Origin of the sequence: Methylorubrum sp. B1-46, assembly GCF_021117295.1 — a bacterium.
Taxonomy (GTDB): Bacteria; Pseudomonadota; Alphaproteobacteria; order Rhizobiales; family Beijerinckiaceae; genus Methylobacterium.
Genome location: NZ_CP088247.1, coordinates 1675618 through 1696844 on the forward strand (window position 1 = coordinate 1675618; position 21227 = coordinate 1696844).

Consider the following 21227-nt stretch of genomic DNA (forward strand, 5'->3'; position numbering starts at 1 on the left):
GTTTTCGAGGTTAATAACCAAGCAACTCACTGCGGTCGCTTGAGCTAACTGCCTGAACCGACAAGGCGCCGAGACGCCGTCTCAGGATGATGGGGCATGTTTTGGAACACACGTGCTGTTCGCATTCTTGTCGGATTGGCGCTTCTAGCCACCGCAATCGTCGTGATGCTGCCGGGCCTCACAGGTTATACTAGCCTCGATGGCACCGTGAATGCGCGCTTCGCCGTGCTGTCGGCGCCGATCGAGGGGGTCGTGTCCGATACGCCGCCGAAGGTCGGAACAGCGCTTCCCGAGGACGCGGAGCTCTTCCAGATCACGAACGATCGCATCGCCCGCACGGCGGAGGCGCAGCTCGATGCCGATCTCGGCGCGGCGCGCGAGCGCCTGAAGGCGCTGGACGGACAGATCGGTCAACTCACCGTTCTCAAGAAGGAGCTCGCCGCGCGCCTCGGCGACTACCAGAAGGCGAGCCTGCAGAGCATCCAGCAGGAGATCATCATCCGCCAGCAGCGGATCAGCACGGCTCAAGCCAACCGCGTCTCCGCCGAGGCCGACCTCAGCCGCAAGCAGACGCTCGGCGCGACCGGCGTGGTCGCCAACAGCTCGGTCGAGGCGGCGCGGGCCGCGGCCGTCGCCTCCGGCAACGAGGGCACGATCGCCCGAGCCGAACTCGACCGACTCCATCAGCAGCTCGACGCCCTGAAGCGCGGCACCTTCGTGGGCGAGGGCCGCAACGATGTTCCGTACTCGCAACAGCGGGGAGACGAGGTCACGATCCAGCTCGCCAACGTGGAGGCCCAGGCCAAGCTCGAACGCGCGCGGGTGCAGCTTCTGGAAAAGCAGCTTCTGATCGAGCGCGCCCGCAACGACAGGCTGTCGAGTGCCTCCATCCGGCTCCCGTTTCGCGGCGTGATCTGGCGCAACAACGTCGTCGGCGGCTCGAATGTGGTTGTCGGCAATGAGCTGACCCGCCTGCTCGACTGCCGGGACCTGTTCGTCGATATCCTGCTCGACGAGGTCGATTACGACCAGATCAAGCCGGGCGATCCTGCGGAAGTGCGCCTTCTCGGAACCTCGGACGTGATCGCCGGACGCGTGAACTCCGTGCGCGGGGCGAGTGCGGCGGTGGAGGAGGTGACCCTCGCAGCCGTTCCCCCGAAGAGCAAGGGCAAGAATGCCCGCGTCCGGCTCATCCTCGATCAGAACGCGATGCAGACCGACTACGAAAACTTCTGCCATGTCGGACGCACCGTCCAAGTCCGGTTCGCACGGTCCGCGGCTACGCTGCCGTTCGTCAATTGGGTGAAGAGCCTGTGGTTCAGTATCTCCTAGAGCTGGACCTCGCTCCTCTCGCCCCGACCTGCCTCGTCGGAGCGTTCTTCTACGTCTTCGTGACGAACTGGCCCCGGGAGAAGACCTGGGCACGGAGCATCGCCTGCGCCTTCGTTCTCGCGGTGGCGGTGCGTTATCTCCTCTGGCGCTTCTTCCACACCGTGCTGCCGCATCCCGTCGACGGCAGCTTTGCCTTCATCTGGACTTGGGCCGTCTTCTGCGTGGAACTCGGCGCCTTCGCCGACATCCTGCTCTTCCTCGTGGTGATGAGCCGCTCGGTCGATCGGAGCGCCGAGGCGAGCCGGCTGGAGCAGGCCTTCTTCGCGCGCCCGGAATCGGAATTGCCGACGGTCGATGTCTTCATCCCGACCTACAACGAGCCGCTCGACGTGCTGGAGCGGACCATCGTCGGGGCGCTCGCACTCGATTACCCGCGAGACAAGCTCAAGGTCTACGTCCTCGATGACAAGCGGCGCGATTGGCTGAAAAAGTATTGCGAGGAAAAGGGCGCGATCCACGTCACCCGGCCGGACAATTCCCACGCCAAGGCCGGCAACATGAACAACGGCCTCAAGGTCTCCTCGGGCGATTTCATCGCGATTTTCGATGCGGATTTCGTGCCCTACCGCAATTTCCTGCGCCGCACGCTGCCCTTCTTCACCGATCCGACGATCGGCATCGTTCAGACTCCGCAGCACTTCTTCAACAAGGATCCGGTCCAGTCGAACCTCTCGCTCGAGAAGGTCTGGCCCGACGAGCAGCGGCTGTTCTTCGACGAGATGGCCGCGAGTCGCGATGCCTGGGACGTGAGCTTCTGCTGCGGCTCCTGCTCGATCGCCCGGCGCGCCGCGCTCGACGTGATCGGCGGGTTTCCCCACGACTCGATCACCGAGGATCTGCTCACGACGCTGGCCATGCTCAACAAGGGCTACAAGACCCGCTACCTCAACGAGCGCCTGTCAATGGGCCTCGCGGCGGAGAACCTGAAGGGATACTTCGTTCAGCGGGGCCGCTGGTGCCGCGGCGGCATCCAGACGATCTACCTGCATAACGGCCCCCTGCGCGGGCCGGGCCTGAACCTGTTCCAGCGGGCGATGTTCCTGCCGCTGTCGTGGCTGATGCAATACACGACGCGGTTCGTGATTCTCGTGGTCCCGGCCGTCTACCTCTGGACCGGCGCGGCACCACTCTACTTCACCGGCTCGCAGGACATCGTCTTCTATCAGCTGCCCGTGCTCACGGCCTACTTCCTGCTGATGGGATGGCTGACGCCGACGCGCTACCTGCCGCTGGTGTCGAGTGCGGTGGGCACCTTCGCGACCTTCCGCATGCTCCCCGTGGTGATCTCCAGCGTGATCAAGCCCTTCGGCGTGCCGTTTCGCGTGACGCCGAAGGGCAGCGGCAACGAGGAGAACGCCTTCGACGCCTACACCTTCTTCTCGATCGCCTTCTGGATCGCCGTCACGGCGCTCGGCCTCGTCATCAACATCGTGCCGGAATGGTCGCGCATCGGCGAGGGCGAGTTCTCGCTCGTCTCGGCCTACTGGGCGGCCCTCAACATCCTCGTTCTGCTGGTGGCGGCCCTGATCTGTTTCGAGAAGTCGCGCCCGCTCCTCGACAGTTTCGCGACCGACGAGCCGGCCCGAATCGTCGCCGCGGACCGGACCCTGGATGCGCGGATCGTCAGCCTGTCGCTCGACCGGGGTGTCGCGTCGTTCCCGACAGATCCCGGCCTGCGCCCCGGTGACCGGATCCGGATCGAGATGGAGCGCTTCCCCCACCTTGACGCCACGGTCGAGGACGTGACGCCCGGCCGGCGTCGCAAACCGGCCTGCCTCCGCTTCTCCTACGCTCTCGCGGGCGAACGCCGCGACGCGATGATCGTCAGGCTCTACACGGGCCAGTACTCGCAGGACATCGACGACATCGACAAGTCAGCCATTGCCCACGGCCTGTGGCACCGCCTTTTCGGGCGAGGCGGAACCTATGGTCCGGCCTGAGCCGACCTTCGCTTAGGCGACACCGAAGCCCCCTGACGGCCGGGATCAGCGCGAGGCCGAGTGTCAACTGAAAGCGGCGATCCGATCACGGCTTCCCGCCCGCAACAGCTCCCGTCCGATCGTGTCGGTCGATCTCGGTTCGAAGTGACGCGCCCGATCGCACGGCGCCCAAAAACGAAGCCGCCCCCGGCCGAGTGGCGCGGGGGCGGTTCTGATCGTCCGAAGGAAAAAGAGGTCAGGCGGCGATCTTGGTCGCGCCGATGACGGTGTTCTCGTTGGCCAGCCGAACGGCGGTAGCCGGAGCGCGGTGGGTCGCCTGGATGCTGGTCATCTCCCCGGCGGAGACATGCGCGCCACCCTCGGAGCCGAAGCGCTCGGCCAGCATCACGACCAGGGTCACGTTGGCGATGGCGGCGGCGAGAACGATGAGGGCGATCATGGCGGGCACGTCCTTTGGTGCGATGCGATAAATCCTATATCGCACCGCACCCTGGAACTTGGTATACCAGATACCGAAACGCCGATATGCGACCGGCGCATGGCGGCGCGCCGGCTCGCCCTCCTCTCCTTACGGCTTCTTGGTCTCGCCTGCGGCCGGGGCGCTGCTGCCTGTGCGCTCGACCTTGGCCGCCTCGCGCAGCTTGACGATGGTGTCCTGCTGAGCCTTGCGGGTGAGGTACTGGTCGATCTGCTCCTTCATCTCGTCGAAGGTCGGCACCGGCTTCGTCCGCTTCTCCTCGACGCGCAGCACGTGCCAGCCGAACTGCGTCTTGACCGGGTCCGAGACCTGGCCCGGCGTCATCTTGAAGGCAGCGTCCGCGAACGGCTTCACCATCCGCTCCTGGGTGAACCAGCCGAGATCGCCTCCTTCGGTCTTGGAGCCGGGATCTTTCGACACTTCGCCCGCGATCTTGGCGAAATCCTCGCCGCCCTTGATGCGGGCGGCGATCTTCTTGGCCTCATCCTCGCTCTCGACGAGGATGTGGCGGGCCCGCACCTCCTCCTCGGGCTTCATCGACTTCACAGTCTGGTCGTAGAGCGCCTTGGCGGCCTCGGGCGTCACCGCCTTCTTGGCCTCGCGCTCGAGGTAGTCGTCGAGCAGAAGCTTGTCGCGGAAATAGGCCAGCTTGCGCTTGAACTCAGGGCTGTCGCCGACCTTGGCGGCCTCGGCCGCCTGCGCGCCGACCTTGAGATCGATCATGTAATCGACCAGCAGGTTCTGCTTGGCGCTCTCGTCGACGCCGGGCAGCGATAGGGCCGGATCCTCGCCCGCGAGCGCGAGGTCGGCACCGGTGATCGGCTGCCCGTTGACCCGCGCCACCACCGTATCGGGCGAGGCCGCCGCAGGCGCCGGCGTCGCCGCTTTCGGGGCCGGCGTCTGGGCGAGGGCAACGCCGGACAGGCACGGCGCGGCGAGGATCAGCGCGAGGGCGCTCGCGCGCCGGAGGGAGAACGGAATCGGCATCGGAAGCGTCGTTCCTTGGGCGTCGTCCCCGCCGAGCCGGTCTTTAACGCCGTCCGGCTTCGTCCCGCGGGGCTCGTCGGGATGCGGCAGGTGCCGCGAAGCGCGGACACAGGTGGAATCTCTTCGAGGCAAAGGCAAGCGTGGCCTTGATCACCGCGCGCGCTCGTGACCATGCCCCGGCACTACCGGATGCGCCTGCGGATATTTACCTCTATAAGCCCGCTCAATGCAGGCCGGCGGCCCCTCATATGCCGCCCGCGACGACCTCACGACCGCAGGTTCACGATGCTCGGTGCCCTCGCCAAGAAGATTTTCGGCTCGTCCAACGACCGCCGCGTCAAGGGTTTTCGCCCGCGCGTCGCGGCCATCAACGCGCTGGAGCCCGAAATCAGCGCGCTCACCGACGAGCAGCTGCGCGCCCGCACGCAAGCCTTCCGCGATCAGCTCGCCGCCGGCACTCGCCTCGACGACCTGCTGGTGCCCGCCTTCGCCACCGTGCGCGAGGCGGCCAAGCGCGTGCTCGGCCAGCGCCATTTCGACGTGCAGATGATCGGCGGCATGGTGCTGCACGAGAGCGGCATCTCGGAGATGAAGACCGGCGAGGGCAAGACGCTGGTCGCGACCCTGCCGGTCTACCTCAACGCGCTCGAGGGCAAGGGCGTCCACGTCGTCACCGTCAACGACTACCTCGCCTCCCGCGACGCGGAGTGGATGGGCCGGGTCTACCGCTTCCTGGGGCTCACCGTCGGCACCATCGTGCACGGGCTCGACGACGGGCAGCGCAAGGACGCCTATGCCTGCGACATCACCTACGGCACCAACAACGAGTTCGGCTTCGACTACCTTCGCGACAACATGAAGTACGAGCTCTCGCAGATGACGCAGCGGGGGCACCACTTCGCCATCGTCGACGAGGTCGATTCGATCCTCATCGACGAAGCGCGCACGCCGCTCATCATCTCCGGCCCCGTCGATGACCGCTCGGAACTCTACGTCGCGGTCGATTCAATCATGCCGCAATTGCTGCCCGAGCATTACGACCTCGACGAGAAGCAGCGCCAAGTCTCGCTGACGGAGGCCGGCAACGAGTTCATCGAGGAGGCCCTGCGCGAGGCCGGCATCCTCAAGGAGGGCGATCTCTACGACGCCCACAACGTCACCCTCGTCCACCACGTGAACCAGGCGCTTCGCGCCCACACCCTGTTCACGCTGGACAAGGACTACATCGTCAAGAACGACGAGGTCGTCATCATCGACGAGTTCACCGGCCGCATGATGCAGGGCCGGCGCTACTCGGAAGGGCTCCATCAGGCGCTGGAGGCCAAGGAGCGGGTGACGATCCAGCCCGAGAACCAGACGCTCGCCTCGATCACCTTCCAGAACTACTTCCGCCTCTACAAGAAGCTCGCCGGCATGACCGGCACGGCGTCCACGGAAGCGGACGAGTTCGCCGAGATCTACAAGCTCGACGTGGTCGACATCCCGACCAACAAGGAGATCGAGCGCGTCGACGAGGACGACGAGGTCTACCGCACCGTCGAGGAGAAGTACGAGGCGATCATCAAGGAGATCGACAAGGCGCATCGCCGCCTGCAGCCGGTGCTGGTCGGCACCGGCTCGATCGAGAAGTCGGAGCTGATCGGCGAGCTGCTCAAGAAGGCCGGCTACACGCTGCTCGACTATTCCGACCCGAACGCGCTGACCGACGTCTACGCCGCCGCCCGCGAGAACCGGGTGACGAAGCGCTTCGCCGTGCTCAACGCCCGCTTCCACGAGCAGGAAGCCTACATCGTGGCGGAAGCCGGCGTGCCCGGCGCGATCACCATCGCCACCAACATGGCCGGCCGCGGCACCGACATCAAACTCGGCGGCAACCTCGAAATGCGCATTGAGAAGGAGCTCGGCGGGCTCGCCGAGGGGCCGGAGCGCGACGCCGCCATCGAGGCACTCAAGGCCGAGATCGCCGAGAACCGCGCCAAGGTGCTGGCCTCGGGCGAGAAGGCCGACCCGGAGGCGGGCCGTAAGAAGGATCTGCCGGGCGGGCTCTACATCATCGGCACCGAGCGCCACGAGTCGCGGCGCATCGACAACCAGTTGCGCGGCCGTTCCGGCCGCCAGGGCGATCCGGGCCGCTCGAAGTTCTACCTGTCCCTCAAGGACGACCTGATGCGCATCTTCGGGTCCGACCGCATGGACGGAATGCTGCAGCGGCTCGGCCTGGAGCAGGGCGAGGCGATCATCCACCCCTGGATCAACAAGGCGATCGAGAAGGCGCAGCAGAAGGTCGAAGCGCGCAACTTCGACATGCGCAAGAACGTGCTCAAGTACGACAACGTCATGAACGACCAGCGCAAGGTCGTGTTCGAGCAGCGCCGCGACCTGATGGGCCAGGACAGTGTGCGCGACACCATCGACGAGATGCGCCACGGCGTAATCGACGACCTCGTGGCCGTGCACATCCCCGAGAACGCCTATGCCGAGCAGTGGGACGCGGAAGGGCTGAAGCAGCGCGCCCTCGATGTGCTCAACCTCGATCTGCCCGTGGAGGAGTGGGTCAAGGAAGAGGGCATCGCCGACGAGGAGATCCGCGAGCGCCTGCGCAAGGCCTCCGACGAGTCCTATGCCGCCCGCGTCGAGCGCAACGGCGCCGAGGTGATGGCCTATGTCGAGAAGCAGGTGGTGCTGCAGGTGTTCGACCACCTCTGGCGCGAGCACCTCGTCTCCCTCGACCACCTGCGGCAGGTGGTCGGCTGGCGCGGTTTTGCCCAGCGCGACCCGCTCAACGAGTACAAGTCGGAGGCGTTCGAGCTGTTCAACGGCCTCGTGGCGGCCCTGCGCGAGCAGGTGACCGCGCAGCTCGCCCATGTCGAGATCATGCAGCAGCAGCCCGAGGATTTCCCCGGCGCCGGATTCGAGGGGGCGGGTTTCGGCGAGCCGCAGCTGCCGCCGATGTTCGCCGAGCATCGCGATCCGACCACCGGGGAGAACGAGTTCGCCTATGGCGGCAGCGACGGCGGAGCGGGGGGCGCCTACGGCTTTGCCGCGCGCGACCTCTCGTCGGATACGGCGGTGCTGGAGCGCAAGTCCGACGACCCCTCCACCTGGGGCCGGGTCGGCCGCAACGAGCCCTGCCCCTGCGGCTCGGGCAAGAAGTACAAGCACTGCCACGGCCGCTTCGCCACCGAGGCGTGAGCCTTCCGTGAGCGGCCCCATCGTCTACGGGCTGGAGCCGGATCTCGACGCGGAGACCTTTCAGGGTGTCCTCGTCGAATCCGGCCTCGCGCCGCGGCGGCCGGCCGAATATCTTGAGCGGCTCGACCGGATGCTCAGGGGCTCCGACCTGATCGTCACCGCCCGACGCGACGGGCGCCTTGTCGGCGTGGCGCGCACGCTGACCGACTTCGCCTTCTGCGCCTACCTCTCCGACCTCGCGGTCGCCCGCGACTGCCAGGGCCTCGGCATCGGCCGCCGGCTCATCGCCGAGACGCGGGCGGCGGCCGGGCCCGAGGCCTCCCTGCTGCTCACCGCCGCACCCGGCGTCGAGGACTATTACGAGGCCATCGGCATGCCGCGCGTGCCGCACGCCTTCCGCTATGACAAGGAACGCTGAGCGGGCTCAAGGCGCCTCGTCCGCCAGCGCCTCCAGCACGGCATGCGCCGCCGCGATGCGCGCCGGGATCGGAAAGGCGCGGTTGGCCAGCATGACGAGACCGATGCGCTTTGCGGGCACGAAGGCGACATAGGCGCCGAAGCCGTTGGTGGAGCCGGTCTTGTTGAACAGCGTGGCGCCCTTCGGCGCTTCCGGCGGATCGAGCCGCGCGGCGGGCTGCGCCTCGAACCGCATGGTATCGGCATTGGCGGCCTGAAGGCGCTCGAGCGTGAGCGGATAGGGCAAGAGTTCCCAGCCGAGCGCCTGCACCATCTCCCCGGTCCGGGAATATCCGACACCGGTGCCTTCGACCGCCCGCCGCAGCGGCGGGTCGAGGCGGCCCGGATCGAGATGGGCCTCGATGAAGCGGATCATGTCGGCGGCGCTGGATTTGACGCCGTAGGCCTCGGCATCGAGCACGCCCCGGCCGACCCGGATCGGCCTGTCATCCCGACCGTAGCCCCAGGCGTAGCGTTCCATCTCCGAGGCCGGCACGCGGATGAAGCTGTGCGCGAGGCCGAGCCCCGGAAACAGCCGCCTCTCCATCAGGTCGGCGAATTCGCCACCCATGGCCACCGCGGTGGCGGCTCCGAACAGGCCGAGGCTCGGGTTGGAGTAGAGCCGCTGCGTTCCGGGTGGCGCGGAGGGCTGCCACTCGCGGAAATAGGCGAACATCGCCGCCGCGTCGGTGACGCCGTCGGGGAATTGTAGCGGCAGGCCGCCCGCGGTGTAGGTGCCGAGATCGAGCAGACTGACACGGTCGAGGGCGCTGCCCCGCAGCGGCGGCAGGAACCGGCTCGGCGCGTCGGCGAGCGAGAGCCGGCCGAGCGCCTGCGCGTAAGCGGCGAGCGTCGCGGTGAACGTCTTGCTGACCGAGCCGATCTCGAACAGCGTGTCCCGCGTCACCGGGCGCTGCCGCTCCCGGTCGGCGAGGCCGAAGGTGAAGACCGCGGAGTGCCCGCTCCGCGTCACGGCGACGGCGAGGCCGGGCACGTCGTATGCCTTCAGGAGCGGGCGGTAGCTGCGTTCCACAGCGGCGGCGATCCGTGCCGGCGGGTCTTCGGCCGCCGCGGGACCTGAGCTGCGCAGCAGGCCGCTCAGGACAAGGGCGAAGAACCCCACCTTTCGCATTGCGGAAATGGCGTGTTTCCTTCTTGGCTGAGGCGAGCGAGGCGGACGGGCGGCCATGACGGGCGAGGAAAGTGCCGAAAGCGCGGCAGGACCGGAGGCCGCCCGCCCGCTGGTGCGGAGCCTGCGCCTGGGCCTCGACGCGCCCCGGACCGGCCCGATGCAGGCCGCGCTCGCCCTCGCCTGCGGGCCGCTCGACTGGCTGGACGCCCATCGCGCCGGCTTTCTCCACGCGGACGAGGCGGCGCTTCTCACCGACCGTCTCCACGCCCGGCGCCGCCACGGCCTGCTGATCGGGCGCTACGCCGCCAAATGCGCGCTCGCCGCGCTCCGGCCCGATCTCGATCCTCGGGCGCTGGCGATCCGGCCCGGCGTGCTGGAGCAGCCGGTCCTGTCCGGCGCGGGTTCGGACAAAAATCTCGGCATCAGCCTGTCCCATGCCGGCCCGGTCGCGGTGGCGGTTGCCTTTCCCGAGGCCTGCCCGATGGGAATCGACTTGGAGCGAATCCGGCCGGCCAACGTCGCGCTCCTGACCGGCCAGACCCATGCGACCGAGCGGCGCCTCCTCGCCGCCCATCTCGTGGGGCCGGAGGCCGAGCGGCTGACGCGGCTCTGGTGCCTGAAGGAAGCCTTGTCCAAGGCCCTGCGCTGCGGCCTCACCGTGCCGCTCGACCTTCTCGCCATCGGCAGCGTCGAGGCGAAGGCAACGGGGCTCGGCGTCACCTTCGCGAACTTCGCGCAATATCAGGGCCTGAGCCTCGCGGCCGGCGATCTCGCCGCCGCCCTGGTGCTGCCGCGCCCGCCGGCGGTGACGCTGGCCCTCGATGCGAGGGAATGGAAGGCGTTCCAACAGGCCCTGAGCGAAGCGGCGGCGTGGGAGCCGGGCGCGTAGCAGGCCCCATCCGCATCCGCCTGCACGACGCGGCCCTCTACGACCGCGACATGATCCGTTTCAACGCGGGCGACGGCACGGCCTGCACCGCGTGCTGGCTCGCCCCGGCCGCCCTGCCAGCCGACGTCGCCCTGTTTCCCGATGGGCTCGCGGCGGCGCTGGCCGCGCGGTGAAGGGTTACCCCTGCGCGCCCGGCAGGCGGTGGCTCAGGAAGAAGTCGAGCATCGCCCGCGAGGCATCCGGTCCGTTCGCGTCGGTGTAGCTGCCAGCCGGGCTGCCGCCCGACCAAGCATGGCCGGCGCCCTGCACCGACCACGCCTCGACCTGCACCCGGCCCGCCTCGTCGGCGTAGCGGGTGCGGGTGTAGCTGTGGCCGCCCCCGGTGCCGCTCTCCCGCTGCGGCGTCAGCGCCTCGACGCCGGCCTGCGCCAGGACGGCCTCGGCGTTGCGGGGATGGACGGTGCCGTCGCCTTCGCCGTGGAAGACGATGGTCGGCACCCGCAGGGCCTGCGTCACCGAGCCCGCGCCGAAGCCGGCGGCCCCGCCGGGTTCGGCCGCGCCGGGCGCACCGACCCGCATCGCGGAGAGCGCCGAGGGCAGGTCGCGGGCACAGCCCGCCGCGAGCCCCGAATGCACGCCGAGCCCGGCGAACAGATCGGGATAGGCCCGGGCAATGTTGGCCGCCGCCGCCCCGCCCGCCGAGAGCCCGGCGATGTAGATGCGCGAGCGGTCGATCGGGTGCTCGGCGCAGACCGCACGGACGAGCCCGGCGATGATGCCGGCCTCGCCGGACTCCCGGCCCTGGTCGCCGGGCTCGAACCAGTTCCAGCACCTTTGCGCGTTGGCCCGGCTCGATTGGCGGGGATAGACGACGTAGATCCCCTCCTCCTCGGCAAGCGCGTTCATGCGTGTGCCCGCCGCGAAATCGTCCGGCGACTGGGTGCAGCCGTGCAGCATCACGACGAGCGGGCGTCGTCCGCTCCGCGGGCTTGGGATGAACAGCTTGTAGTCCCGTGCGCCGGCCGCGTTGGAGAAGCTACGCGCGACGAACTGGCCGCCCTCCGGCTCGAGACCCTCGGATTCGATGCCGTTGGCTCCGGGTGCGTGCAGACCGCCGCCCACCAGATCCCGCAGGTTGGGGGCCAGCGTGCGCAGGCTCTGCATCATCTGGTCGATGCTTCCGCGGAGCCGCTCCGGGATCGGCGTCGCGTGCGGCGCCTCCGCCTCCGCCTCGAGCCGACCCGCCGGGCCTTCGAGCCGCGGGAGAGTGTGGGAAGCCGCCGACGGATCGGCTGGTTGCGGCCTCTCGGACGGCATGCCTGCGGCGCCGAGACTGCGCTGGATCAGGGCCGTCGCCTCGCCGAGCCGTCCGGCCTGGGTCAGGCGGGTGGCCTCGGCCATATCGGTGAAGAAGGCGTTGTGACGTTCGGTCATGCGGGTCTCGCTTTCCGGGTCGGCGACGGGCGCGCGCGAGCGCAGCGGGTCACGAGGGGAGAGAGGTATCCGGATTCATGGTTGTCCGGGGTCAGAGCAGGCGATCGGCCAGGGCCCGCTTCACGGCGGGACTGGCCTGGAGGCTGCCGAGCACTTCGATCGAGGCGATCGCGGCGCTGGCGAGGTCGGCGGGGACGTCGTCGGCAATGACGGCGAGGCCGAGGACACGGATGTCGAGCCGTGTCCCCATCGCCCGCGCCGTCTCCAGTTCGGCCCGGCCATAGCGGCGCAGGCCGACTTCGATCGGATTGCGGGCGACCGATTGGCGGGTGATGTCGGCGTGCCGCTCGATCTGATTGCGGACCGCCGTGCGGATGAAGTCGCTGCGGTTGGCGTAAACGCCTTCCGAGACGAGCAGGTCGACATGTCCGAGATCGACGAAGCCGAGATTGACCGTGATCTTCTCATGGTCGCCGGATCTCGCCCCGCCCCGCATCACGATCGGGGCTTTGGGCCGGCTCGCCTGCATCCCATCCATCATCGCGCTCATCCCCGCGCCATCCACAGGGATGGTATGGGAACGCTCATGCTGCATCGCAAGGTAAAATTTTTTGCATTGCAGCAAGAGGCGGCGTCGGCTTCGAGGGATGTCGGCGATCGTCCCTGGCGAACCGTCGGACGATCCAACGCGGAAGCGTGCGTTCGAAGAGCGACTTAGCGAGGCGTAACGGCAGAACGCCGCCTCACGGCTCCAAGTATTCCCGCCAGACGGCGTTTGTTCCGAGGCTCTCGACAAAGCTGCCATGCCGCAGGCGCTCCGCCTCGGTGAGCCGGCTGCGCATCGGCCGCGGTCCGGCCGGGCCCGAATCAGCCGAGGCCGCGACCGTCACGCTTCCGGCGGGTTCGGCGATGCTGAGCCCCAGGCTGGTCTGCTTGCCTCCCAGGATTTCGACGTAGACCTCGGCCAGGATCTGCGCGTCGAGCAGCGCGCCGTGCTTGACCCGGCGGGTGGTGTCGACGCCGTAGCGGTTGCACAGCGCGTCGAGGTTGTTGGCCGCGCCCGGATGCTTGCGGCGGGCGAGCAGCAGGGTATCGACCACGTCCTCCAGCGGAATCGGCTTCGGTGCGGCGGGCCCGAGCCGGGCGAACTCCATGTTGAGGAAGCCGACGTCGAAGGGCGCGTTGTGGATCACCAGCCGCGCATCGCCGCAGAAGGCGACGAAGGCATCGACCACATCGGCGAAGACCGGCTTGTCGGCGAGCATCGCATCCGAGATGCCGTGGACCGCGAACGCCCCCTCGGACACCGCCCGCTGCGGGTTGATGAGCTGGTGATAGAATTTGCCGGTCTGGACGTGGTTGATCAGCTCGACGCAGCCGATCTCGATCAGCCGATCGCCATTCTTGGCATCCGTGCCGGTGGTCTCGGTATCGAGGACGATCTCGCGCAGCATGTTTTTCCGATCCGATGCAGGGAAACAGCCTGCGTGCGGGTCGCCAAGGATGCGTTAACTGGCGGCGCCCGTCAGCGGGTTCGGCTGGCCAGTTCCTCGACGATCCGCCCCACCTCGGCTTCCGCGTGGCCGAACCCGCGGCTCGTATCGATCAGAAAGTCTGCCCGCGCCCGCTTCTCGGCATCCGGCATCTGCTTGGCGCGGATTGCCTCGAACGCCGCCTCGGTCATGCCGGGACGGGCGAGCACGCGGGCGCGCTGAACCTCCGGCGGCGCGGTGACGACGAGGACGGCGTCGCAGCGGGCCTCGGCCCCGGTCTCGAACAGGAGCGGGATGTCGAGGACGACGAGCGGCGCGTCCGCGTGGCGAGCGAGGAAGGCGCGGCTCACGTCGCGGACCAGCGGATGCACGATCGCCTCCAGCCGCGCGAGCTTTTCGGAATTTCCGAGCACCGCTGCGCGCAGCGCCGGCCGGTCGACACCGCCCTCCGGCGTCAGGGTGCCGGGAAAGGCGTCGCCGATCGCCCGCGCTGCGGCGCCGCCCGGTCCATAGAGGGCGTGGACCGCCGCGTCCGAATCGTGGAGCGGGACGCCGCGGGCGGAAAACATCGCCGCGGTGGCCGATTTGCCCATGCCGATCGAGCCGGTGAGGCCGAGCACCACGGGGCGGCGGGATGGGTCGGTCGCGCTCATGCCGCGGCGAGATCCGCGACGATCTTTTGGCGCAGGGCCGGCGTCACCGCTGGGCGCAGGCCGAACCACGCGGCAAAGCCCGGCACCGCCTGATGCAGCAGCATGCCGAGCCCGTCGACCGCCGCGAGCCCCCGCGCCCGCGCCGCGGCCAGAAGCGGCGTCTCCAGCGGCACGTAGACGATGTCGGCCACCGCCGCGCGGTCCGGGAGCGGAGTGAGGTCGAGCGCGAGCGGCGGATGCCCGGCCATGCCGAGCGAGGTGGTGTTGACGAGGAGCCCGGTCTCGGCGAGCGCCTCGGGCACGGCCTCCCAGGCCAGCGCCGCGACGTGATCGGGGTCGAGTTCGGCCAGCGCCCGCGCCCGCTCGGGGCTGCGGTTGGCGACGCGGACCGAGAGCCCCCGCTCCACCAGCCCGACGACGATGGCCCGCGCCGCACCGCCCGCGCCGAGCACGAGGGCGGTCCCGCCGATGCGCTCGGGCCAGCCCTCACCGAGGCTCTGATCGAGATGGGCGATGAAGCCCGGCGCGTCGGTGTTGTCGCCGCGCACGCGGTCGCCCTCGACGATCAGCGTGTTCACCGCCCCGATTCTTTTCGCACGCGGCGTCAGCGAATCCGCGAGGCGGTAGGCCGCCTCCTTGTGCGGGATGGTGACGTTGCCGCCGGCAAAGCCCGAACCGGGCAGACCGCGGAAGAACACCTCGAAGGCGTCGGGCGCCACGTCGATGCGCTCGTAAGTGCCGTCGAGCCCGTGCTCGGCGAGCCAGTGGCCGTGGATCAGCGGCGAGCGGGAATGCCGGATCGGGTGGCCGACGACGAAGGCCCTGAGGGTCATGGAATCCTGCCGAAAACGTCGAGGGACATCATGCGGCGCAGCCCTTCGGCAGCGTGCAGGCGGTCTGCCCCTCGATCTCGATCTGAAGGGTGGCGTGGCCGATCCCGAAGCGCACCCGCAATTCGTCCGCGGTCTCCCTGAGGAAATGCGGATGGTTCGCCTCGCCCGCGACGACGAGATGGGCGGTGAGCGCCGGCTCGGTGGTGCTCATCGGCCAGATGTGCAGGTCGTGCAGCCCGCGCACGCCGGGGCGGGCGGCGAGACAGGCGCGCACCGCCTCCGGGTCGATGCCCGGCGGCACCGCGGCGAGCGCCATCGCCACGCTGTCGCGCAGCAGGCCCCAGGTCGCGGCGATGATGAGCGCGGCGATGACGAGGCTCACCAGCGGGTCGAGCCAGTCGAAGCCGGTGGCGAGGATGACGAGACCCGCGAGCACCACGCCGGCCGAGACCGCCGCGTCGGCGACCATGTGCAGGTAGGCGCCGCGGATGTTGATGTCGCCCTTCGCGCCGGAGGCGAACAGCCAAGCGGTGAAGCCGTTGATGAGAATGCCGATGCCGGCCACCACCATCACCGTGGTGCCGGCGACCGGCGCCGGTTCGAGGAAGCGCTGCACCGCCTCGACGATGATGCCGCCGGTGGCGACCAGAAGCACCACTGCGTTGAACAGGGCGGCGAGGATCGAGGAACCGCGCAGGCCGTAGGTGAAGCGGGCCGAGGGCGCGCGCTTGACCAGGACCGCGGCGATCCAGGCGGCAACGAGGCCGAGCACGTCGGAGAGGTTGTGGCCGGCATCGGCCACCAGCGCCATCGAGTTCGACAGCCAGCCGTAGAACGCCTCAACCCCGACGAAGCCGAGGTTCAGCGCGATGCCGATGGCGAAGGCCGGTCCGAAATTTTTGGGGGCGTGACCATGCCCCCCATGTCCGTGAGCGTGGGCATGACCGTGCCCGGCCTGATCATGTCCGTGATCCGAAGGGGCGTGATCGTGCTGATGACCTTGCCGCTGACCCTGCCGATGGTCGTCCATCGTCCCTCGCCGTGTCAGAATGCCAGCAGGCCCATGCCCCGCAGCCGCGCGAGAAGGGGCGTTAGGGGCAGGCCGAGGATCGTCGAATGGTCGCCCTCGACCCGCTCGAACAGGTGGATGCCGAGCCCCTCGAGCTGGTAGGCGCCGACCGACGTCGTCACCGCGACGCCCGCGAGCCGCAGATAGGCGTCGATGGCCTCCGCATCGAGGGGGCGCATAGTCAGCCGCGCCGTCTCCACGAAGTCCTCCGCCCTGCCGTCGCGCAGGATCGCCACCGCCGAATGAAGCTGGTGGGTCCGGCCCTGGAGCCGGGCGAGATGGGCGTGCGCGGCCTTGAGATCGGCGGGCTTGTGGAAGATCCGGCCCTCGCATTCGAGCACTTGGTCGGCGCCGATCACGATGCGGCCGGGATGACGGGCGGCCACCTCCTCCGCCTTGGCGCGGGCGAGACGCCGCGCCAGGTCCGCCGGGACGAGCTCGCCGCCCTCGGCCTCCAGCGCGCGCTCGTCGATCCGCGCCGGCGCCGTCTCCACCGGCAGGCCGGCGCCCGTCAGGAGGTCGCGCCGAGTGGCGCTCGCCGAGGCGAGAAGAAGCGGTGCGGGGGCAAGCCAGAGCGGGGAGGCGTTCACGGGGACCCAAAAATTTCCGTCAGCGCAAGCCGCGCCAGTCGAGCCAGTCGAACAGGAAGTCGATATCCTGCGGCGCCACGGAGAAGAACCCCTCCTCCGAGCGCTCCGAGCCGATCACGTAGCCGCTGGCATGGCCGAGCGCGTGGTCGATCGAGCTTTGCAGGAAGCCGAGTTCGAGCCCGTTGTCGCGCAGGGCCACCACGGTGGTGGCGGGGCTCGCGAACAGCGAGCCGTGTAGCCCCGACCCGTATTCCCCGATGATCGTGCCGGCCGAGCGGAACAGGGCGATCTGCTCGGGCACGCTCAGCCGCTCGGGCTGCACGCGGGTGAAGCCGCGGGCGATCGCCTTCGCCTCGAAATCGGCCCGCTCCGCCAGGGTCCGCCGGTTGCGCGTATCGGCATTGTCCGAGCGGGAGATTAGGATTTTCTCCGTCCCCGGCGTCTCGCGCCGGCGGCCGGGTCGCCAAAAAGGCCGCCGGCGCAGATCGGGGGCCGCGCGGTCGAGCAGGAAACGGCGGGCCTGCCGCATCAGCGGCGAGGCGCGGCTGACGAAGCGGAGCGCCGTCGGCACGAGCAGAGAGCGGCAGGCGACGCAGTCCCGGACACGGTCGTAGACGACGAGGCGGTCCTCGCCGACACCGAGCAGACCGAGCCAGGTACGGGCGAAACCAGGCGTGTCGGCGGGGAGGAGGTAGCGCAGACGCGTGATGTCGTGACCGGCCCGGTCGAGCAGGAAGAGTTTGGGCAGGAAATCGACCAGCCAGTGGCCGTACATCTGGTGACCCATCCCGGTCAGCAGCACGACCGGCTCCTCGACGGTGATCCGCCGCAGATCAGGGAGCCGCGCGGCGATGGCGCGGAAATGCCCCTCGAAATTGACGGGAAAGATGTTGAGCTGGGCGGCGTACTGGAACACGCCGTCGAGAAGGACGACGCCCTCCTCCGTCACCTCGGCGCCCGGCACTTCGTAGAGGCTCGTGCCGAGCACCGTGGTCTGCTCGTGGTAGACGCGCAGCAGCGTCGGCGTCACCGCGCCGACGAGCAGGTCCGGCGGGGGTGCCCAGTCCCGGTAGGACAGGCTGAGATCGGTGCAGCGCCCGCGCCCGGCCTCGACGGTCTCGCGCAGATCGGCCGCGGGAAAGCCCGCGTCTTCCATGGCCCCGCCTTCAGGTCGCGATGAACTTGAGGCGGTGCTCTCGGTAGAGATCGAGGATCGCGGCCGCCGTCTCCTCGATCGAGCGGCGGGTCACGTCGATGGTCGGCCAGCGGTACTTGGCGCAGAGCCGGCGCGAGGCGGCGATCTCGTCGGCGACCGATTCCCGATCGACATAGGCCGAATTCTCATCGGCCTTGAGGCTCAGGAGCCGGTTCTGGCGGATCTGCACGATCCGCTCCGGGCTGGCGATCAGCCCGACGATCAGCACCTTCCTCGCCCGCTCGAAGCTCGGCGGCAGCGGCATCGACGGCACCAGGGGGAGATTGGCGGTCTTGAGGCCGCGATTGGCGAGATAGATCGAGGTCGGCGTCTTCGAGGTGCGGCTGACGCCGATCAGCAGCACGTCGGCCTCGTCGAGGTCGTCGGGCAGCGCCCCGTCATCGTGGGCCAGCGTGAAGTTCATCGCGTCGATGCGCTTGAAATACTCGGCGTTGAGCATGTGCTGCGCGCCCGGCCGCTCGGTCGAGGTCGCGCCGAGATAGGAGCGCAGCAGCGCGTGCACCGGCTGGAGCACGTTGAGCGTCGGCGAGCCGGTCTCGCGGCAGGCCTCCTCCAGGCGCTCGATCAGCTCGTGGCCGACGAGGGTATAGAGCACGAGGCCCGGCGCCGCCTTGATCTCGGAAATCACCCGTTCGAGCTGCGCGCCCGAGCGCACCAGCGGGTAGACGTGCTCGATCGCCGAGATGCCCTCGTACTGCACCGCCGCGGCGCGCCCGACATTGATCAGCGTCTCGCCGGTGGAATCCGAGACGAGGTGGAGATGAAAGTAGCTGCGGCTCATCGTCGGCCCGTCTCTGCCATGACGCGTCGGTCACAGGGACGACTTGGCCGCCCCTGGAGATGCTTAGAGCATTTTCTCTGACAAGCGCGACGCCGAATTGCCGTTTGTCCGCCGACGGGCTTCGGGATCCTCACGAGGGGATGGAGCCCGAGGAGACCGTTTCGAGCATCGTCGCGCCATCGGTCAAAGTCGCACCGTCGCTGCGCATTCCGCTGTGTTTTCAGATATTTGAGGTCCCGCTACCGCCGTACCATCCCCAGCCCGCGTCCAGGGAGTCGACAAGTGGGGAAAATCGGGCCCTTTGGACACGCGGCGGCCAGTTGTCCCGAAAACCGTCGACTCCGCCCTCAACATGCCGACCGCGAGCACATGTTGGAGTCGCCGGATTGGGAGAATCCGGGACCGAGGCGGCCATCAGGGCATGCAGGCCCACGCAAGCCTCTGCTGAGCTTGGCCTATCGTGGACATTAGATCCAATCCGTTAAGAGGCGATTAACGCCGCGGCTGTGGGGAGGGCCTGTGGACGCGCTTGCGACATCACGATCCAACGTCCAAGAGAAAAAACAGAGATTCTAGAATCTCTCTTTCTTTGAGTAGGGCCGGGGTGGGGATGGCGCGGTCGCGACCTCTCCGGACTCCCCCGAACGGCAACCAGGCAGGATGCGGGCTTCAGGCATGGCGGAGGCAAGGACGGCGGACAGGCCGGTGCTGCGGGTGATGTCGGGAGAGGCGATCTCCCCGCCCCCGGCCTGGATGATGCGCCAAGCCGGCCGCTACCTGCCGGAATATCGGGCGACGCGGGCGGAGGCCGGCTCCTTCCTCGATCTCTGCTACAACCCGGCCTTCGCCACCGAGGTGACGCTCCAGCCGATCCGCCGCTTCGGCTTCGAGGCGTCGATCCTGTTCTCCGACATCCTCGTCATCCCCCACGCGCTCGGCCAGGACGTGCGCTTCGTCGAGGGCGAGGGCCCGCGCCTCGACGCGCTGCAGGGCAGAGCGCAGTTCGAGCGGCTGCGCGAGGCCGGCGACCCGGCGATCTTCTCGCATCTGGCCCCGGTCTTCGAGGCGGTGGAGCGCATTCGGGGTGCCCTCCCGAACGAGACCACGCTGCTCGGCTTCTGCGGTGCGCCCTGGACCGTGGCGAGCTACATGATCGGCGGGCGCGGCACGGTGGATCTCGCCCCGGCCCGCGCGCTGGCGGCCTCCGACCCGGCGCTGCTCGACGCGCTGCTCGACCGGCTTGTCGCCGTCCAGACCGAGTATCTCGTGCGACAGCTCCGCGCCGGCGCCGACGCGGTGCAGATCTTCGAGTCGCATGCCGGCGTGCTGCCGGCTCTCGAGCAAAAAGCCGGCGTGCTGCCGGACTCCTCCGACGGCGACGCCCTCAAGCGCTTCTCGCTCGGGCCGATCGCGCGGATGGTCCAGGGCGTCCGCGCGCAGGTGCCGGACGCCAAGATCATCGTCTTCGCCAAGGGATCGGGGCTGGAGGGCCATGCCCGCGTCGTGCCTGAGACCGGCGCGAGTGCCGTCGGCGTCGATTGGGGTGTCGATCTGGCGGCCCTGCGGGCCCGTGTGCCGGCCTCGACGGTGACGCAGGGCAACCTCCACCCCGAGACGCTGATCGAGGGCGGGCGGGCTCTGGACGCGGCCGTGGACGCCATCCTGGAGGCGACCGCAGGCCTGCCGCACATCTTCAACCTCGGCCACGGCATCACCCCGCAGACGCCGATCGCCCATGTCGAGCAGATGCTGGCCCGCCTCCGGGCCGGCCGCTGACCGTTCTTTTCGCGTTGCGTATCGAGGAGTTTCTCAGCCGGTGCTCGAGACCCTGTACCCCTGGATCAAGGCCTTCCACGTCATCGCGGTGATCGCCTGGATGGCGGCGATGCTCTACCTGCCGCGCCTGTTCGTCTATCACGCGGCGCTGCCCGCCGGCTCGCGGGTGCAGTCCGAGACCTTCAAGGTCATGGAGCGGCGCCTGCTGAAGGCGATCATGACGCCGGCCATGATCGTCACGTGGGTCCTCGGGCTCTGGCTCGCGTGGCAGAGCGGCTACTACGCCGCGCCCTGGCTGCACGCGAAGTTCGCCCTGGTGCTGGCGATGAGCGGCGTGCACGGTTTCCTCGCCCGCACGGTCAAGGACTTCGCCGCCGACCGCAACACCCGGAGCCAGCGCTTCTACCGGGTCATCAACGAGGTGCCGACGCTCCTGATGATCGGCATCGTCATCCTCGCGATCGTGAAGCCCTGGAGCTGATTCTTTTTCGCAGAGGCGGGCACCGGGACGGGAACGGGCCGTTGGAAGGGCAAAGCGTGGCCGTTGCCCGCGATGGAGCTTGTCCGATGCGTAGCCTGTTTCTCGCCCTCGCCTTGAGCCTCGCCGCGGCCTCCCCTGCGGCGGCGGCGAGCTTTCCCTGCGCCAAGGCCGAGACGCCCGACGAGAAGACGGTCTGCGACACCCGCGCCCTCAACGATCTCGACGTCGAGATGGCGGTGCGCTTCGACATCCTCAAAGACCTGCTGCCGATGGGCAACCGCACAAAGATGCAGGACGATCAGGAGGCGTGGCTCAAGGACCGCCGCGCCTGCGGCACCGACGTCGCCTGTCTCACCGCGGCCTACGAGGGACGGCTCAAGGTGCTGCGGGGCGTGCTGTCGGAATTCGCCAAGCAGGGCGGGCAGTAGGGCGCTT

21 protein-coding genes are annotated in these 21227 nt (G+C 68.7%); 9 read left to right on the forward strand and 12 right to left on the reverse strand.

What is annotated here, in order from left to right; all coding sequences use genetic code 11:
* The first annotated feature begins 96 nt into the window (after nt 1-96).
* Both LPC10_RS07860 and LPC10_RS07865 read left to right on the forward strand, forming a co-directional pair.
* Nucleotides 97-1332, forward strand: a complete 1236-nt coding sequence (locus LPC10_RS07860; protein WP_231346194.1) for an HlyD family secretion protein — start codon at nt 97-99, stop codon at nt 1330-1332.
* Entirely contained in the window at nt 1314-3332 is a 2019-nt protein-coding gene (locus tag LPC10_RS07865) for a glycosyltransferase (protein WP_231346195.1), read from the forward strand. Before LPC10_RS07860 ends, LPC10_RS07865 begins: the two co-directional genes overlap by 19 nt.
* 235 nt (nt 3333-3567) lie before the next feature.
* On the opposite strand, the gene LPC10_RS07870 is transcribed toward LPC10_RS07865, so the two are convergent.
* Nucleotides 3568-3771, reverse strand: coding sequence for a hypothetical protein (locus tag LPC10_RS07870; RefSeq protein ID WP_231346196.1), 204 nt, complete (start codon nt 3769-3771; stop codon nt 3568-3570).
* A 129-nt stretch (nt 3772-3900) separates the two neighbouring features.
* Entirely contained in the window at nt 3901-4797 is an 897-nt protein-coding gene (locus LPC10_RS07875) for a peptidylprolyl isomerase (RefSeq protein ID WP_231346197.1), read from the reverse strand.
* Between the two features lie 285 nt (nt 4798-5082).
* On the opposite strand from LPC10_RS07875, the gene secA reads away from it, so the two are divergent.
* Nucleotides 5083-7989 (forward strand): preprotein translocase subunit SecA, encoded by a 2907-nt coding sequence (secA, locus tag LPC10_RS07880; protein WP_231346198.1) that lies wholly within the window; start codon nt 5083-5085, stop codon nt 7987-7989.
* Nucleotides 7990-7996: 7 nt separating this feature from the next.
* Nucleotides 7997-8407, forward strand: a complete 411-nt coding sequence (locus LPC10_RS07885) for a GNAT family N-acetyltransferase (protein ID WP_231346199.1) — start codon at nt 7997-7999, stop codon at nt 8405-8407.
* Nucleotides 8408-8413: 6 nt separating this feature from the next.
* On the opposite strand, the gene ampC is transcribed toward LPC10_RS07885, so the two are convergent.
* Nucleotides 8414-9577: a class C beta-lactamase gene (gene ampC / locus LPC10_RS07890; RefSeq protein ID WP_231346200.1), complete on the reverse strand. Its 1164-nt coding sequence runs from the start codon at nt 9575-9577 to the stop codon at nt 8414-8416.
* Between the two features lie 55 nt (nt 9578-9632).
* Here ampC and LPC10_RS07895 point away from each other — a divergent pair, with 55 nt between their 5' ends.
* The gene (locus LPC10_RS07895) at nt 9633-10466 is read left to right on the forward strand and encodes a 4'-phosphopantetheinyl transferase superfamily protein (RefSeq protein ID WP_231346201.1); all 834 of its coding nucleotides are present in this window, start codon (nt 9633-9635) and stop codon (nt 10464-10466) included.
* A complete protein-coding gene (locus LPC10_RS07900; RefSeq protein ID WP_231346202.1) occupies nt 10448-10639 on the forward strand; it encodes a hypothetical protein in 192 nt (63 codons plus the stop codon). The genes LPC10_RS07895 and LPC10_RS07900 overlap by 19 nt, the downstream gene beginning before the upstream one ends.
* Nucleotides 10640-10643: 4 nt before the next feature.
* Here LPC10_RS07900 and LPC10_RS07905 read toward each other — a convergent pair whose 3' ends face one another.
* From LPC10_RS07905 to LPC10_RS07945, 9 genes are all read right to left on the reverse strand, one after another.
* On the reverse strand, nt 10644-11900 hold the full coding sequence (locus LPC10_RS07905) for a PHB depolymerase family esterase (RefSeq protein ID WP_231346203.1): 1257 nt from the start codon (nt 11898-11900) through the stop codon (nt 10644-10646).
* 91 nt (nt 11901-11991) lie between these two features.
* The gene (locus tag LPC10_RS07910; RefSeq protein ID WP_231346989.1) at nt 11992-12441 is read right to left on the reverse strand and encodes a CopG family transcriptional regulator; all 450 of its coding nucleotides are present in this window, start codon (nt 12439-12441) and stop codon (nt 11992-11994) included.
* Between the two features lie 202 nt (nt 12442-12643).
* A complete protein-coding gene (gene dnaQ, locus LPC10_RS07915) occupies nt 12644-13354 on the reverse strand; it encodes a DNA polymerase III subunit epsilon (protein WP_231346204.1) in 711 nt (236 codons plus the stop codon).
* A 71-nt stretch (nt 13355-13425) separates the two neighbouring features.
* The gene (coaE, locus tag LPC10_RS07920) at nt 13426-14046 is read right to left on the reverse strand and encodes a dephospho-CoA kinase (RefSeq protein WP_231346205.1); all 621 of its coding nucleotides are present in this window, start codon (nt 14044-14046) and stop codon (nt 13426-13428) included.
* The gene (locus LPC10_RS07925; RefSeq protein WP_231346206.1) at nt 14043-14879 is read right to left on the reverse strand and encodes a shikimate dehydrogenase; all 837 of its coding nucleotides are present in this window, start codon (nt 14877-14879) and stop codon (nt 14043-14045) included. The genes coaE and LPC10_RS07925 overlap by 4 nt, the downstream gene beginning before the upstream one ends.
* A gap of 28 nt (nt 14880-14907) precedes the next feature.
* On the reverse strand, nt 14908-15909 hold the full coding sequence (locus LPC10_RS07930) for a cation diffusion facilitator family transporter (RefSeq protein WP_231346207.1): 1002 nt from the start codon (nt 15907-15909) through the stop codon (nt 14908-14910).
* A 14-nt stretch (nt 15910-15923) separates the two neighbouring features.
* Nucleotides 15924-16538 carry a nucleoside triphosphate pyrophosphatase gene (locus tag LPC10_RS07935; RefSeq protein WP_231346208.1) on the reverse strand — a complete coding sequence of 205 codons (615 nt, stop codon included), beginning with the start codon at nt 16536-16538 and terminating at the stop codon, nt 15924-15926.
* A 19-nt stretch (nt 16539-16557) separates the two neighbouring features.
* On the reverse strand, nt 16558-17694 hold the full coding sequence (locus LPC10_RS07940; RefSeq protein ID WP_231346209.1) for a DUF563 domain-containing protein: 1137 nt from the start codon (nt 17692-17694) through the stop codon (nt 16558-16560).
* Between the two features lie 10 nt (nt 17695-17704).
* On the reverse strand, nt 17705-18535 hold the full coding sequence (locus LPC10_RS07945; RefSeq protein ID WP_108939478.1) for a pyruvate, water dikinase regulatory protein: 831 nt from the start codon (nt 18533-18535) through the stop codon (nt 17705-17707).
* Nucleotides 18536-19210: 675 nt separating this feature from the next.
* Here LPC10_RS07945 and hemE point away from each other — a divergent pair.
* The 3 genes from hemE to LPC10_RS07960 all read left to right on the forward strand — a co-directional run bounded on the left by hemE (nt 19211) and on the right by LPC10_RS07960 (nt 21220).
* On the forward strand, nt 19211-20311 hold the full coding sequence (hemE, locus tag LPC10_RS07950) for a uroporphyrinogen decarboxylase (RefSeq protein ID WP_231346210.1): 1101 nt from the start codon (nt 19211-19213) through the stop codon (nt 20309-20311).
* Between the two features lie 40 nt (nt 20312-20351).
* A complete protein-coding gene (gene hemJ / locus LPC10_RS07955) occupies nt 20352-20792 on the forward strand; it encodes a protoporphyrinogen oxidase HemJ (protein ID WP_231346211.1) in 441 nt (146 codons plus the stop codon).
* Nucleotides 20793-20878: 86 nt separating this feature from the next.
* Nucleotides 20879-21220 carry a lysozyme inhibitor LprI family protein gene (locus LPC10_RS07960; RefSeq protein WP_231346212.1) on the forward strand — a complete coding sequence of 114 codons (342 nt, stop codon included), beginning with the start codon at nt 20879-20881 and terminating at the stop codon, nt 21218-21220.
* Nucleotides 21221-21227 lie beyond the last annotated feature (7 nt).